The sequence below is a fragment of the Leptospira kanakyensis genome (assembly GCF_004769235.1).
Taxonomy (GTDB): domain Bacteria; phylum Spirochaetota; class Leptospiria; order Leptospirales; family Leptospiraceae; genus Leptospira_A; species Leptospira_A kanakyensis.
The window spans coordinates 208,778-224,247 of record NZ_RQFG01000012.1 but is presented as its reverse complement, the minus strand read 5'-3'; the positions used below and the strand labels follow the sequence as shown (position 1 = coordinate 224,247).

The window sequence follows — 15,470 nt, the reverse complement described above, 5'->3', positions numbered from 1 at the left end:
TGTGAATCTAAGGGAAGATATAGAATCCTTATATTGGGAAGGTGTTTATGCGGCCACTCCCAAATATCTTTCCGGTCCGTTTTGGAAAGCACATCCTGATTTAACGAATCTATTTTCGAATCCGCAAAAAAAGAATTATGTTTTTGCCATAGGCAAAGCGGCTTATTCGATGGCTTTGTCTTTTTTGGATTTTTTTCCTGTGGATGCAGGGTTCATTCTTACGAAATACAATCATCTTCCCGAAAAAATCAAATCCAAAGAAAGGTTAGGTGTTTTGAAGTGTAGAGAATCCTCTCATCCTATTCCAGATGAAAATTCAGAAAAATATTCCCGCGAAGTTTTATCAGAACTAATGGATCTAGGTGAAGACCATCAATTGATTGTTTTGTTATCAGGAGGAGGTTCTAGTTTATTTGAGATCCCGGAATCCGGATATACATTGGAAAACATCATCCAATTGAATCAAACTTTATTAAAAGATGGGCTTCCCATCCAAGAAATCAATCGAAGGAGAAAAGAATTCTCAGCCGTGAAGGGTGGTAAGTTACTTGGAAAACTGAATCCCCTTTTAAAAGTCTATACTTTTGTAATATCTGATGTGTTAGATGATGATCCTAATGTGATTGCATCGGCACCAACTTATCCAGGAAGTGAATACTATCTTATGGGAAATTTATCTCATTCACTCACTGCGATTCAAAAAAAGGCGATGGATTTAGGTTATGAAGTAAAAACAGTTTCGAGCTCTTGGGATAAGTCGAGTGAAGAAACAGCTGAACAAGTTTTTTCAGAATTGAGTTTGGCCCAAACGAATCCAAACAAACAGGCCATATTATTTGGTGGAGAATTGGTTTGTACTGTGAATGGAGATGGGCTTGGAGGACGTAACCAAGAGACTGCGTTACGAGTGGCGCTTCTTACGGATTCTTTTGAAACTGAACGAGATTGGTTGGTTTTGTCCGGCGGTACAGACGGAACCGATGGACCAACTGACGCAGCAGGCGGAATCATTGGGCCGGAAAGTTTAGGTGTGATGAAAAAAAAAGGATGGGATCCAGAAACAGAACTAATTCGATCAAACTCCTATCCAATCCTCAAAGATTCAAATGCACTTCTTTTGACTGGTGCCACTGGAACCAATGTAAATGATATCATTATTCTTTTGTTAGCTGAAAGGAATTCCTAGTTTTCTATTTTGTCCTGACCAATAAATTTGGAATAAAGGATTCTGCCATCTGCTCCTTCCTATTTTTACCTGCAAGAGCTCTTCATCTATTTTTTTTAGAATATTGACATGATCTTTTAAAAATCTCCATTGTGTTTCTTCCTTTTTTGGAAGAGTAAGATTTTCTTTTGACATATTTAAAATTGATTCTTGTAACCCAGTTAACGCAGGGACAAGGATTGATCTTACGGATTGATAATCAAAATTTGATTTTCTCGCAATTGATTCATGTAACCACCATAAGGTTTCTGAATAAGTTGCATCTGAGATCAGGCTCGATGAATTGATGAAGTTTTTTGTTCCGAAAAAAAATGGTTTGAACAAACTAAGGCAAGGGGTCGATGTTCCTGTATAAAAAACTCGCAAAGGATCTTGATTTGTTTCTGAAGTATCCCACTCTACAATTAAACTTCCATTGGTTTGGTTTGGAGTTGTAGGTCCTGTCGCATGTAAACAAAGTGATTTCATTGAGGAAGATGATGGTTCAAATTCATCCGTTTCAATTGCATGTGTTTTTAATGTATCCATTGATTGTTTGATTGTATAATTGGCGTTTTCTTTCTCGGAATTTTCCGCAGTTTTTTGATGTAATGTCCTTCTGTCTTTGCAGTGACTCATGTAAGTATAAAAATGATCACTGAAATAATTTTTAAAAGAGAATTCTTTTCCCTGTTTTCCTTTTAGTTTATCAATTAAGTTTGAAGAGGAATATTCGAAATCTGATCCAATGGTCAAACCATTGGATATGGCATAAAAAGAATCTATTTTTTTGGCCACCCAATACCTGTCAGCTGTTTCTAAAACATAACCATCGGTTCTATCAGCAATGATAAAACTATTATGGTAAAAAAACGAACGGTTTTCGTATCCACCACAGGCATCCTGTCCATAAGTTTCTAACAATTCTGTGATTAGGAATAATCCATCTTTAGCAGATTTACATCTTTCTAAAGCTAGGCGAATTAAATCCATTCCCGTCAAACCATTGTTTTGTTTTTTTATTTTGAGGTTGGTAAATACAGCTTCGTTTCCAATACAAAGGCCGAATTCATTTACCCCCATTTCTGCCCCCCACATATGAAAGGGTTTACTTAAAAATACTTCGTAAGTGATTGGGTTTTGTGGAATTTCAATATATGTGGTGCGAACTGAAGATCCTTTCCCATGTTCCATTCGAGGGAGATGAACGATTGACTGTGCTTCGTTTGGTTCCCGATCTGAGTTTTTGGCAAAGATTCTTTTTTGAGTACTGGTAAATTTTTCAGTGGCAAGAGAGGTATCGCACATTCTAGAATGTTAAACAGATTTCTTTCAAAAAACAAGACCAAATCGATTAAGAATATGCCTTCAATCCCAAAACAAATTTCAGAATTCATCCTTATGGGTCTTACCCAAGAACAAGTTAAAGAAAATCGCATCAAATATGGTGCCAATGAAATCAGTTCCTCCCAAAAGAAAGGGATCTTTCTGATGTTGTTTGGGGTAGTGACGGAACCAATGATTTTGCTTCTCATTTCCATAAGTATTGTTTATTTACTTTTGGGAGATTTAGGAGAATCAATCTTACTTTTGTTTTCTGTTGTTGGAATCATTTCAATAACCTTCATCCAAGAAAAAAAAACAGAAACGGCAATCTCTGCTCTTCGTTCCCTTGCCAGTCCCAGAACCAACGTCATTCGAGACAAACAAATCATTCGCATTGAAGGAAAAGATGTTGTTTATGGTGATTTATTAATTTTAAACGAAGGGGACAGGATTCCCGCTGACTCTGAACTGATTTCGGATCGGATTTTTTCTTGTGATGAATCTCTGTTAACCGGAGAGTCTGTTTCTGTTTCGAAATTACAATCTGAAATTGTTTTTTGTGGTTCGTTAGTTGTTAGTGGAGAAGGGGTTTGTCGTGTAACCGCCGTTGGAAATCAGACGGAAATTGGAAAAATAGGGCGAAAGATTGCTGATGAGACAGTAGGTAGAACCTTACTTGAATTAGAAGTGGCAAGGCTTGTTCGTAACTTATTTATTGTAGCTGCCTCTTTATGTGTAGTTCTTGCACTATACTTTGGGATTGCAAAAAGCCAATGGTTACAAGGTTTACTTTCTGGTTTGACACTTGCAATCGGTCTTATGCCTGAAGAACTTCCTTTGGTATTAACTATATTTTTTGCACTCGGGGCTTTTCGTTTGAGTACAAAAAATGTTTTAGTTAGACGTTCTTCTATCATAGAAACTTTAGGTGCTGCCACAGTGCTTTGTTCTGATAAAACAGGCACCATCACTCAAAACAAAATGACGGTAGGGATTGTCATTACTAAATCGGAAACAGTAAAACTGACTCCCAATTTACAACTCTCAGAGGAAACAAAGTTTTTACTTCAAATTGCTTATTCTGCATCCAAACATCCTAGTTTTGATCCAATGGATATTGCAATTTCGGATTGTTTGCACTTATATGATCAAACAAATGACTCAGCCCTTATTTCGGTTCGAGATTTTCCTTTAACTCCAGACCAATTAACAATGGTTCGTGTTTTGAAAGAAGATGATTTTTATATTAGTTATGCCAAAGGTTCTCCCGAAGCAATTTTTGATCTTTGCCAGTTTGATCCATCGGAGTCTAGGTTTTGGACAGATAAAACCAATGAACTTGCAAAAGATGGATATCGTGTTTTAGGAGTTGCAAGATCCAAATCTTCACAAATTCACATCCCAGAGGATCGGAAAGATGGTGAGTATTTGTTTTATGGTCTGTTGGCATTTTTGGATCCGATCCGAGAGATTGTTCCCTTGGCTGTGAAAACTGCCTATGAATCAGGGATTCGAGTGATTATGATTACCGGTGATTATCCCGAGACTGCAAAAAACATCGCAGGCCAAATCGGATTAAAGGACTCTGACTTAGTTTATACTGGAAAAGAATTTTCGAATTTAACTGAAGCAGAAATGAAATCAGTGATTCGAAAGTGTAATATTTTTTCAAGAGTCAGCCCAGATGACAAATGGCAGATTGTTCGAATGTTAAAAGCTGATGGTGAGATTGTCGCAATGACTGGAGACGGCGTGAATGATGCCCCTGCTTTGCGTACAGCAAATATTGGTGTGGCTATGGGGGAAAGGGGAACTGATGTGGCACGTGAAGCTGCCGATATAGTTTTGTTAGATGATTCATTTTCTTCGATTTTGGAATCGGTTCGGATTGGGAGACAAATTTTTGATAATTTAAAAAAGGCATTAGGATATTTAATCGGTGTTCATATCCCTATTGTTGGGATTACTTTTTTTCCTATTATCTTTGATTGGCCTATCATTGTATTATCAGCCATCCATATCGTATTTATGGAAATGGTCATCGATCCCACTTGTACAATTGTGTTCGAAAAGGAATCCGCAGAGTCTGATTTGATGAAACGAAAACCAAGAGAAACAGCTGAACCACTTTTAGATCGGGAATTGTTTATCAACTCACTGATCCAAGGTGCATTTTCTTTGTTTTCCGTTGTCTCTTCCTATTGGATCACTGAGTGGTTTTTGAAGGAAAATTCTCCACCTCAAGTAGTCAGTACTGCAACATTTGTTACATTAGTATTTTCGAATTTATTTTTAATTTTGGCCAACCGTTCCTTACACGAGTCTATGTGGAGCCGGATGCGGATTCCTAACCCAATCATTCGATATGTTTTTGCGGGAACCATCGCTGTTCTAGTTTTGTCCATATATTTGCCGGGAATGAATACCATGTTTCGGTTTGTCCCACTCAATTTTCTGCAATTTTCATCAGCGATACTAGTTGCTTTTGTGGGAGTATTGTTCTACGATATGACAAAACTTTTAGTTTCGAAATTACTTCGTAGCTGACATAGATGGAGTCTATTTCCAAACTTAGTAAAAGCTTATGATAGAACTCTTCTTCCCTAAAAAGTATTCTGCTCTTTGTTTGAAATCTGCCTTTTTTGGTTTTTTTGCACATACAGGATTTGTGCGTGGATTACAAGAAATTGGCTTTAAACCAGCTATTGTCACAGGTTCCAGCTCGGGTGCAATGATCGGTGCATTGTATGCAACGGGTCGCGAAATGGTGGATTTTGAATCCTTGGTTTTGGGATTAAAGAAAAAGGATTTTTGGGAAGGAAATTCGCTTACAATGCTTGGTCGTTTGTTACGCAAAGGTTTGAATGGTTACAGTGGTGTTCTTACAGGGAAAGCCACACGTAAAATACTTTATCCTTACTTGGGTAATCAAAAATTTTCCGATTTACCCATTAAACTTGGAATCGCAGTTTCCAATCTTTCAAAAAATAAACGAGAACTCATTACTGAAGGTAACGTCCTGGATGCTGTTATGGCATCCATAGCATTTCCTTTTTTGTATGAGGTGCAAGAATTCCAAGGTCAGGAATTTTTAGATGGAGGGATCGGTGATGGGGAACCCATCAAAGAATTAATCTTAGATCCTAGTATTGATAGAATTGTCATTCATCAAATTAATAACCATAGGCCACTCAGTCGAAATACCATGAAGCGAGCGTTAGATGCTTCTGTTCAGATTATTGAATCTGAAACTGAGGATTTAAAGTCTCTTCTAGCAAGAGAAAAAGGGAAAAAACTGATCCGTCTCGAAACAAACACCCCTTATTTATCTCCTAATGATTTTTCGAAAGGAAAGTTTGCTCTTGCAGAAGGTCGGGGAACAGCCTATCGTCACAAAGCAGAAATTTTAGGAGATTTAGAACTTCCTGTATTTGGATTTTTAAATCAGTAAAGGAACTTATGGACATCCAAAAGAAACTCAATGTACTTGTTGTCGAAGATTCACTTGCTTCATATAAAGCAATTGTTTCCGTACTTCAAAACTTTGGGTTTTCTATTTTTTCGGAAAGGGCGGAATGGAAAGCGGAATTTGAACAACGTATCACCGATGAAACTTGGGATATCGTAATTTCTGATTTTTATCTTCCGGATTTTGATGGCCGTTATGTGATCACCAGAGTCAAAGAAGTTAATCCTGATTTACCTGTGATTCTTGTAACAGAGTTTCTACCTGAAGAAGCGGCATCCGAGTTTCTTAACTTAGGAGCCTCTGAATTTTTACCTAAATCATCCATCATTAAACTTCCGTTTGTTGTGAATCGAGAGTTAGAAGCTTATCGATTAAAATTATCTCAAAAAAAAGCCTGGGATATGCTCGTTCATGGAGAAGAACTTCTCACTCGTTCTCAGAAAATTTCTCATTTAGGACATTTTGAAGTTATTTTTCCTGAAAAAAATACCCTTTGGTCTTTGGAGTTATATCGAATTTTAGGGTTTGATTTTGGTGAGATCCCTCTGATGGAAAAGGTTTGGTCACTGTTAGATGAACCGGAACACGATCATATCAAAGTGGTTTGGGAAGAACTTTTAAAAGACAATCATTCTAAAGAAATGATTGTTACCTTAAATACAAAACTTGGTAGAAAAAAAGTCAATTTATGGTTGGAGGCGGAACGATTTGACGATTTTAGATACCGTATTTTTGGAACCATCCATGATATATCTGATCTTACCGAATTGGAACATTCAATTCAAGTCAACGAACAACTGTTCAAAGGTATTTTTAATAATTCATCACAAGCAATTTTTCTTTTAGACCTACAAGGTCATGTAATCAGAATGAATCGTAACGCAGTTTTGTCTTTCGAACGAGATGAAACAGACATCCAAGGTTTAGAACTAATTCGTTCCGTTTTTTCCAATTCGGACGAGGAATCAATTAAAAAACTGACTTATGGGATGAAGTTGGCCTTAAAGAACCAAAGTTTTGAAGTATTTGTCAGTTATAGTTTGTCGGATGGACGAGAAAAATATTTTGATTGTGACTTTTATCCTCTTACTGACCCGTCTGGAAAAATAATCTATATTGTTTTAGAAGCAAAAGATATTACAGAAAAAATAGTATTGGAACGTGCTTATGCCCAGTCCCAAAAATTGGAAGCACTTGGAACCTTTGCTGGTGGGATTGCACATGATTTTAATAACCTATTAACACCAATGATGGCTTATGTTTCGTATTTGAATTCGGAATGGTCTAAAAATGATGCGAACGAATCGATCAAAAAATCATTACCTGCAATTGAAGGAATTTCTAAATCTTTGGATCGAGCTAAAAATTTGATCCAACAAATTCTTACTTATTCCAAAATTGATAATTCCGTTTCCAAACAATTGGATCTAAGAGAACAACTTTTACAGGTATTACAAGAGGTAAGAGTTGTATCTTCCAATCAAATTGTTTTGTTTACTGATTTAGGAAATGAACCGGCTTATGTAAATGCCGATCCCATTCAAATTTTCCAGATCCTTTCCAATCTTTATGAAAATGCAGTGTTTGCATTACAAGAGATTCCGAATCCTAAAATTACAATTTCTCTTTCCAAGGTGTCCTACGAAAAATCGGAACTATTACATGTTGGATTTATGAAAAATACAGAATATTGGAAATTGGGTTTTGCTGACAACGGCTCAGGGATTGCTCCCGAAATTATCGAAAAGATTTTTGACCCATTTTTTACTACAAAGGGAGGTAAGGGAACTGGGTTGGGACTACCTATCATATATGGAATTATGGTAAAAATGGGTGGAACCATTTTAGTTAACTCTAGTTTGGGGGAGGGGACTGCTTTTGATTTGTACTTTCCCGCATGGCGAACGATGCTTTAATCTATTGACAAATTCCTGTTATTCGATTTCCTATTTTTGTTTCTATGAATTATTTCCTTAGAAAACACTTTGAGTCACTTTACATAGGTTTCCTATGGGGTTTTCTAATATTACTTTTCTTCTCTTCCTTTTTTTTCTTTTATCAAGTCTATGAAAGTCGAATGGATCGAATTTCATATGAAGATAAAAGTCGTTGGAATTCTCAGTTAAATGATTATGCATCCTATTTAAAAGATGCGGAGACTAGTGGGCGAGGATACCTTCTTACGGGTGATCCCGACTTTTTAGAACCTTATAAAAATTCTATTACTTTACTCGCAAAACTGGAAACAGAACTTCGTGTTGGATGTGAAGACATTTATAAAGATGACCTCGAACTAATCATCCGAGCCAACCAATCCAAAATGGAATTTATACATGGGTATGTAAGTAACTACTCAAAAAAAATATTTCATAAAGCTGATTTATTAGAAAGTAAAAGACGTATGGATGTCTTCCGTGCAGAAGTCAAAAAATTACTTAGTAAAAAGTTAGAGAAAGAAAATATTGAAAATGAAAAGGCTCGAAAATTTACCATTCGTTTGGTTGCAGTTTCAGGCGGTTTTTTATTTGTTTTATCCATTTTCATCTTATGGATGATTTTTGTATTAAAACGAAATGCACAAATTTTAGTAGAGAAAGAGTTGGTGGAAGATCGTCTCTACGAAATAGATGACCTTTATCATAATTCTCCTGTTGGATTTCATAGTTTAGATGCCAATGGATACTTTGTTAAAGTCAATCACACTGAATGTGAATGGCTTGGTTATTCAGCAGAGGAGTTGATAGGAAAAATCAAATGGCCTGACATTCTAACAGATGAAAGCCGAGAGACTTTCCAGAAAAACTTCCCAGTGTTTAAGAAAACGGGGAGTATTGAAAACTTACGATTTGAAGTTTTACGTAAAGATGGGAGTTCTCTTTTTTTAAATCTTTCCGCAACTGCTATTTATTCCGAAACGAATGAGATGATCAGATCCAGATCTGTTTCTCTTGATATCTCTCAAATGATTCGATACGAAAGAGAATTGATTGATTCTAGGGTTCGAGCTGAGGACGCAAACCGTGCAAAGTCTGAATTTCTTTCTAGTATGAGCCATGAATTACGAACTCCGCTCAACGCAGTCATTGGGCTTTCTATCTTACTTATGGAAGAAAATCCAAAACCGGAACAGGTTGAATATCTAAAAAACCTACGGTTTTCCAGTGAAACACTTCTCACTTTGATTAATGATATCTTGGACTTCAACAAAATCGAAGAACATATGATTATCATTGAAGAAATCGATTTTAGTTTAAAAGAGTTTATTAACTCCATTTCTACTTCTTTTGCGGTCAAAGCCAAGGAAAAACTTTTATCCTTCAACGAAGAGATAGATTCGAATTTACCTGAATTCATTCGTTTTGATCCGACTAGAATGTTGCAGGTAATGAATAATTTATTATCTAATGCAGTAAAGTTTACAGAAGAAGGATCAATTACTCTTCGTGTGTTTTTAGTTTCAAAATCGGAAAACGATGTAGTTATTTGTTTTGAAGTGGTAGATACTGGGATCGGTATTTCTCAGGATAAACTCAAATATGTATTCGAAAAATTCACACAAGCAAGCCAAGACACTACCAGAAAATACGGTGGTTCGGGACTTGGTTTGACAATTTCGAAAGGGCTTGTGGAGTTAATGAAAGGAAAGTTGGTGTTAGAATCTGAGTTAGGGAAAGGATCTAAGTTTTCATTCACATTCCCTTGTAAAATTGGTCATTCTAAATCATCCTCTCACAAACTTGCTTTGGGAGAAACCAAAGATCTAGTGGGAAAAAGAATCTTAATTGCGGATGATATTGAAATCAATCGTTCGATTGTCATTCGGTTTCTCAAACGTTGGGGTGTCGAATTTGAAGAGGCTTCTGATGGAGCGGAGGTTTTATACAAGTTATCCAAAACAAATATTGATTTGATTCTTATGGATTTGCATATGCCGAATGTTGATGGTTATATGGCGACAAAACAAATTCGTGAAACTGAAAAATGGAGGCAAATACCAATCATTGCCCTCACTGCATCTGCTCAATTGGAAACACAGGAAAAAATTCATTCAGTGGGAATGGATGATTTTATCTCCAAACCTTTTTATCCAAATGATTTATACCAAAAGTTATTAAATTGGATGCCAGATTAAATTTCTTTTTCCAAAGAAATGGCAAGAATTGTAATATCATCATCTGATCGTTTCGACTTTTGAAATTTTTCAACTTCTGTAATAACTTCATCACAAATACTTTGCGGATTTTGTTTTGCTAGAGTTTGTAATAAGGAATGAAATCGATCTTCACCGAAAAGTTCTCCATGTGTTGCATTCCGTGCTTCAATAACACCATCTGTATATAGAATCAAAGTTCCGGAGTTTGGCAAAGGTAACGTTTTTTCTATAAGTCTGGATTCGACATATTCATTCATAGCTCTACCAGGACTCGTGATGTGTTCTATATTTCCATTTCTATCTAAATAAATCATAGGATGGTGGCCGGCATTGGCAATTTTTATTATTTTTTCTTTTTGGTTGATATAAACAAAGAAGGCACTTAAAAAATGTCCTGCAAGAGAACTGAGTAGGGACAACCGAATTCTTTCTGCAGCATAACCTGGTTTATCTAATGAATCATCCCAAATTTGTAACGAAACCTTTGTCATGGATGCGATCATGGCCGCAGGAATTCCGTGCCCAGAAACATCACATAAAAACAAACCAATTTCATTTTCTTTAACAATGATTTGAACAAAGTCACCACCAATATCAGAAGCGGGAGAATATCTAAATCCTAATGCATGCCCATTGGCATGACTACGTTTCTGTGGAAGGAGTCCGTTTTGTAGTTTCTGTGCGATTTTTAATTGTAAATCTAACTCTTGTTTTTCCTCCGTTGCTTTTCTATAATCTGAAACTTTTAGAACCAAAGCCATTGATAAAAAGAAAACTTCGATCGCCGAACCTAGTGGTAGTGAATAGGAAGATAAGTGAACCGGTCGTATCCATCCCTGGACAGTTAATGTGTTTAGAGCTCCACCGATAAGAATTGATCCAAAAGCAAATAAAAATAAGATAACCTCCAGTTTTCTTTTACTTTTGAAAAATGCCATAATTGAAATGCTAAGTGCCAATAAAATTGGAATGATAACAAGGGTCACTCCCAACTGAATGAAATTTTTAAGTTCTAAGAAAAATATAGAGAAGATGAGAAAGATAAATAATAAAATAAATCCTTTGGTTAATCGAGTGACTTTCGGAAAGTTTTTTTCCGTTTCTAGAAATTCTATGGTGAACAACAAGCCAAATACAGATGTAAGATAAATTGTGATTGGGAAAAGATAGTTTTTCCAGGTATGATTGTTTCCGATTTCAATGTATTGCATAAACCCAGTGGAAAATGAATTAATTAAAAGAACGGTAGCCAGATAGAAAAAATAATAAAAAAACTTTTTATATCGTAAGGTATGAGCAAGAAAGATACTAAAAAGAAACATCATAAATCCAGCACCGAAGTAAGCGGCAAAGAATATATCTTGTTTCTTTGAATACGCAATGAATCTTCTTGAGTTATAAATCGAAACAAAATTAAAAATTGGATTTGCAGAATGAATTTTTACATAGATGGTTCTTGTTTCGTCTGGTGAAAGTGTGATGGGAAAAGCAGGGATATGAGAGTAAATGGGTTTGTTACTTTGTAAAACTTGTTCTCCCGAAACTTGAGTGATCCATTTCCCTTTGACCTGCGCGTGTAACTCAAAAACATCAATCACTGGACTTGAAAAATGTAAAAAAAATGTATGAGGTAAGTTTCCGTAATGGATGAGAGTGATTTTGATCCATAACGGATCTTTGGTGCGCGGAAAAGAAATTGTAGCTTTTGGGTTTGGCCTCCAAAGAGTATCTTCTCTTAGGATTCGATCCAAACTGGATTCTTTTTCTGGTACAATTACATATTCAAAATACTTCCCGATATCTCGATAGTTTTTGGATTCTTCTATGGATAGAGGAAAAGAGAAAAGAGGAAAACAAAGAAAGAGGGTGCTAAGAAAAAAAGTAAGCCAGTTTCGAAACATCCGCACTATAATAAGACGAGGATAGGGGAAAGAAAGTGAAATTCCCGAAAAAACTTGTAAGAAGAACGCAAAATTAGCAGTCTAACGTTCAGAGTGCTAAAAGAGGGGAAAGAATATGAAGCAGTATGATTCGAACGTCCAGGGTGCCCTGGACATCGCGCAAACAGAGGCCATGAGGAGACAAAACACAGAAATCACTCCTTACCATTTGGTTTGGGGGTTTATGACCCTCCCCACGTCTGTTTCTGGGAAAACATTAATTAAGTATAAATCGACAGTGGATGAATTTTTAAAGAAGCAGGCGCGAGCTTCTGGAGAAATCCCTTTTGAGTCGCTTCGGACTTCACCAAAACTGGCCCAGTGGTTTACGATGGCTTCGTCTCGGGCAGCAGAAAATGGAAGAGAGGAACTAAAGGAAGCTGACTTTCTTAAATTTTTACCACAAGTCCTTCCTGAGCTGAAAATTAATTATGAAGATTTGCAAGTGAAAGAAACCGATGAAGAGGTTCCGAACTTTCTTGTAAACCTAAACGATTTGGCAAGAGAAGGAAAACTTGACCCTGTCATTGGAAGGAGTAAAGAGATTCGCTCTGTTATGGAAATTTTGGGTCGACGATCTAAAAACAATCCAGTGTTAGTTGGTAGTGCGGGTGTTGGTAAAACAGCCATCGTAGAAGGACTTGCAGAACAAATTGTTAAGGGCCGAGTTCCCGATGTATTAAAAGGAAAAACTATTTATTCTTTGGATATGGGCCAACTGATGGCGGGAACAAAGTATCGCGGTGAGTTTGAAGAAAAACTAACAGCTATGCTTCGTTATATCAAAGGGCAATCAGGGGAAGCCGTACTTTTTATCGATGAGATCCATCAATTGGTGGGAGCAGGAAAAACAGATGGTGCGATGGATGCGGCCAATCTTTTGAAACCAGCTCTGGCCCGTGGGGAGTTACATTGTATTGGAGCGACAACCCAGGATGAATTTCAAAAATACATTTTAGGTGACCAAGCATTGGAAAGAAGGTTCCGAGCAGTTCCAGTCAACGAACCTAGTAAAGAAGATGCGATTGAAATCCTTATGGGAATTCGAGATAAACATGAAATCCATCACGGAATCAAAATTTCTGACGAAGCAATTTATGCCTCGGTGCTTTTGTCTGACCAATACATTACCGATAAATTTTTACCAGATAAGGCAATTGATTTGGTAGATGAAGCGGCGTCTGCATTAAAACTTTCTGCCGAAGCAATGCCTACTGAACTTGTGGAACTTGAAAGTGAAATTCGTTCTAAAAAAATCTTTGCCCAAGTAGAAAAGAAAAACGAGGAAATCTTAAGGGAAATAGATGTTTTAGAAAAAAAATTCGAATCAGGGAAAGTTGTTTGGGAAAAAGAAGTGAATTCTTTAAAACAAATTGCTTCTATCAAAAATAAAATTGATAGAGTTAAATTTGATTTAGATGCAGCACAACAAAGAGCAGATTATACGGAAGCTTCTCGGTTGAAGTATGCAGTTTTACCTGAATTAGAAAAAGAATTAAACAATTTTCAAAACAGTTGGATTCTTGAAAGAAACCATATAGCAGCAGTGATTGCTAGACAAACAGGAATTCCTTCAGAAAAAATTCTGAAAACCAAACAGGATAATTTACTCCATTTAGAGGATGATTTGAATTCCGTTGTGTATGGCCAAAAAGAATCAATAAGAGAAATTGCGGATACACTTCTAACTTCCTATGCAGGAATTTCTTCGGAATCCAGACCACTTGGTTCCTTTTTATTAAAGGGACCAACAGGGGTAGGAAAAACAGAAACGGCCAAAGCCATTGCCAAATTCCTGTTCGATCAGGAAACAAATTTGGTTCGGTTGGACTTAAGTGAATACTCCGAAAAACATTCGGTTGCCAAACTCATCGGTGCGCCAGCTGGTTATGTTGGTTATGATGAGGGGGGAATCCTAACAGAAGCCATCCGTAGAAAACCATATTCTGTGGTTCTTTTTGATGAAGTGGAAAAAGCCCATCCCGATTTCTCAGACATTCTTCTTCAGATTTTGGATGATGGTAGGCTTACGGATAACAAAGGGAGAACGATTAACTTTAAGAATACGATTGTGATTTTGACTACCAATTCTAAAAATATCGAAGGTGATTTTAAACCAGAAGTATTGGGTAGACTGGATGCTGTGTTGACTTATCATTCGTTAGATTCTTCTATCATGGAAAAACTAATCGAAAAACAACTTCGCCAGTTGAACGAAAGATTGAAGGTAAAAGGAATTTTGATCGAACTTTCTGAAAGTACGGAACATATTTTACGAGAGCAGGGGTTTGATCCTAAATTTGGAGCGAGGCCTTTGGCTAGTGTTTTCAATCGGGTTGTGAACCGACCTTTGGCCAAAGAAATCCTTGCGGGTAGAATGTTGGAAGGTAAATACAGGGCCGATTGGAACGGGGAACAATTACAATTTGTTTCGATCCCGGAATTTGCCGGATCAAAACCGTAGTTTCAAAAAAAATATGAACCTGAATCCAGCTATGGTTTCGCCATGGCTGGATGTTTTTAGTCTAAAGAACACTCTATGTCAAACTTAAATATTATATCCACCTTGAAGTCCAATCAATCAGTCTCCGTTCCGCAGTTGGGACTGGGTGTATGGAAGTCGCGCCCGAAAGAATGTTTTGAAGCCGTAAAATCTGCCCTATCACTCGGATACAGGCATATTGATACAGCAGCAATTTATGGCAATGAAGCAGATGTAGGAGCTGCGATCAAAGAAAGCGGTGTGACTCGCAGTGATATATTTCTTGTCACCAAACTTTGGAATGCTGACCAAGGGTATGATTCCGCCTTACGTGCGATAGATGTTTCATTGAGTAAATTGGGAACAAACTACGTTGATATGTATTTGATTCACTTTCCAGTTTCTGGAAAACGAAATGATTCTTGGAAGGCTTTGGAAAAAATAAAAGCAGAAGGGAAAACAAAGTCAATCGGTGTTAGTAACTTTATGGTTTCTCATTTAGAGGAACTTTTAAAGGAAACAGGAACTGTTCCTGCGATGAACCAAGTGGAATACCATCCATTTTTGCAGGACATCGAACTAAAAGAATATTGTGCAAAAAAAGGAATATTACTCGAAGCTTATAGTCCTTTGGCGCATGGGCAAAAATTAGAAGATCCTCGAATCACTCAGATTGCCAACCGATATCAAAAGTCAAATGCACAGGTTTTAATTCGTTGGTCTTTGCAATCAGGTCATGTAGTGATCCCTAAATCTAAAAACCCTGATCGCATCAAAGAGAATGCGGATGTATTTGATTTTGTTTTATCCGAAAAGGATATGAACGAAATTTCAGGTTGGAATGAGAACTTTCGAACTTGTTGGGATCCGACCACAGTAGAGTGATGGATCCTCAT

9 protein-coding genes are annotated in these 15,470 nt (G+C 36.9%); 7 read left to right on the top strand and 2 right to left on the bottom strand.

Going from position 1 to position 15,470, the window contains the following annotated elements:
- The first annotated feature begins 1 nt into the window (after position 1).
- Positions 2–1,186 carry a glycerate kinase type-2 family protein gene (locus tag EHQ16_RS10570; RefSeq protein ID WP_167482654.1) on the top strand — a complete coding sequence of 395 codons (1,185 nt, stop codon included), beginning with the start codon at positions 2–4 and terminating at the stop codon, positions 1,184–1,186.
- On the opposite strand, the gene EHQ16_RS10565 is transcribed toward EHQ16_RS10570, so the two are convergent.
- The gene (locus EHQ16_RS10565) at positions 1,166–2,512 is read right to left on the bottom strand and encodes a C69 family dipeptidase (protein ID WP_135635777.1); all 1,347 of its coding nucleotides are present in this window, start codon (positions 2,510–2,512) and stop codon (positions 1,166–1,168) included. The genes EHQ16_RS10570 and EHQ16_RS10565 overlap by 21 nt on opposite strands.
- A gap of 54 nt (positions 2,513–2,566) precedes the next feature.
- Here EHQ16_RS10565 and EHQ16_RS10560 point away from each other — a divergent pair, with 54 nt between their 5' ends.
- From EHQ16_RS10560 to EHQ16_RS10545, 4 genes are read left to right on the top strand one after another with little or no spacing between them, the layout of a single operon-like run.
- Positions 2,567–5,077, top strand: a complete 2,511-nt coding sequence (locus tag EHQ16_RS10560) for a cation-translocating P-type ATPase (RefSeq protein WP_135635779.1) — start codon at positions 2,567–2,569, stop codon at positions 5,075–5,077.
- 37 nt (positions 5,078–5,114) lie between these two features.
- Positions 5,115–5,981, top strand: coding sequence for a patatin-like phospholipase family protein (locus tag EHQ16_RS10555; protein ID WP_135635781.1), 867 nt, complete (start codon positions 5,115–5,117; stop codon positions 5,979–5,981).
- A gap of 8 nt (positions 5,982–5,989) precedes the next feature.
- Positions 5,990–7,915, top strand: a complete 1,926-nt coding sequence (locus tag EHQ16_RS10550) for a hybrid sensor histidine kinase/response regulator (RefSeq protein WP_135635783.1) — start codon at positions 5,990–5,992, stop codon at positions 7,913–7,915.
- 44 nt (positions 7,916–7,959) lie between these two features.
- A complete protein-coding gene (locus EHQ16_RS10545; RefSeq protein WP_135635785.1) occupies positions 7,960–10,131 on the top strand; it encodes a response regulator in 2,172 nt (723 codons plus the stop codon).
- On the opposite strand, the gene EHQ16_RS10540 is transcribed toward EHQ16_RS10545, so the two are convergent.
- On the bottom strand, positions 10,128–12,053 hold the full coding sequence (locus EHQ16_RS10540; RefSeq protein ID WP_135635787.1) for a SpoIIE family protein phosphatase: 1,926 nt from the start codon (positions 12,051–12,053) through the stop codon (positions 10,128–10,130). The two genes, EHQ16_RS10545 and EHQ16_RS10540, sit on opposite strands and share 4 nt — an antisense overlap.
- A 115-nt stretch (positions 12,054–12,168) precedes the next feature.
- Here EHQ16_RS10540 and EHQ16_RS10535 point away from each other — a divergent pair, with 115 nt between their 5' ends.
- Positions 12,169–14,556 carry an ATP-dependent Clp protease ATP-binding subunit gene (locus EHQ16_RS10535; RefSeq protein ID WP_135635789.1) on the top strand — a complete coding sequence of 796 codons (2,388 nt, stop codon included), beginning with the start codon at positions 12,169–12,171 and terminating at the stop codon, positions 14,554–14,556.
- 75 nt (positions 14,557–14,631) lie between these two features.
- Complete coding sequence (locus EHQ16_RS10530; protein ID WP_135635791.1) at positions 14,632–15,459, top strand: aldo/keto reductase; 828 nt, start codon at positions 14,632–14,634, stop codon at positions 15,457–15,459.
- Positions 15,460–15,470 lie beyond the last annotated feature (11 nt).

What these genes read in the sequence shown, in the direction of transcription:
- EHQ16_RS10565 (WP_135635777.1), bottom strand. Translation starts at nt 2,512, where the DNA reads ATGTGCGATACCTCTCTTGCCACTGAAAAATTTACCAGTACTCAAAAA.
- EHQ16_RS10560 (WP_135635779.1), top strand. Translation starts at nt 2,567, where the DNA reads ATGCCTTCAATCCCAAAACAAATTTCAGAATTCATCCTTATGGGTCTT.
- EHQ16_RS10555 (WP_135635781.1), top strand. Translation starts at nt 5,115, where the DNA reads ATGATAGAACTCTTCTTCCCTAAAAAGTATTCTGCTCTTTGTTTGAAA.
- EHQ16_RS10550 (WP_135635783.1), top strand. Translation starts at nt 5,990, where the DNA reads ATGGACATCCAAAAGAAACTCAATGTACTTGTTGTCGAAGATTCACTT.
- EHQ16_RS10545 (WP_135635785.1), top strand. Translation starts at nt 7,960, where the DNA reads ATGAATTATTTCCTTAGAAAACACTTTGAGTCACTTTACATAGGTTTC.
- EHQ16_RS10540 (WP_135635787.1), bottom strand. Translation starts at nt 12,053, where the DNA reads ATGTTTCGAAACTGGCTTACTTTTTTTCTTAGCACCCTCTTTCTTTGT.
- EHQ16_RS10535 (WP_135635789.1), top strand. Translation starts at nt 12,169, where the DNA reads ATGAAGCAGTATGATTCGAACGTCCAGGGTGCCCTGGACATCGCGCAA.
- EHQ16_RS10530 (WP_135635791.1), top strand. Translation starts at nt 14,632, where the DNA reads ATGTCAAACTTAAATATTATATCCACCTTGAAGTCCAATCAATCAGTC.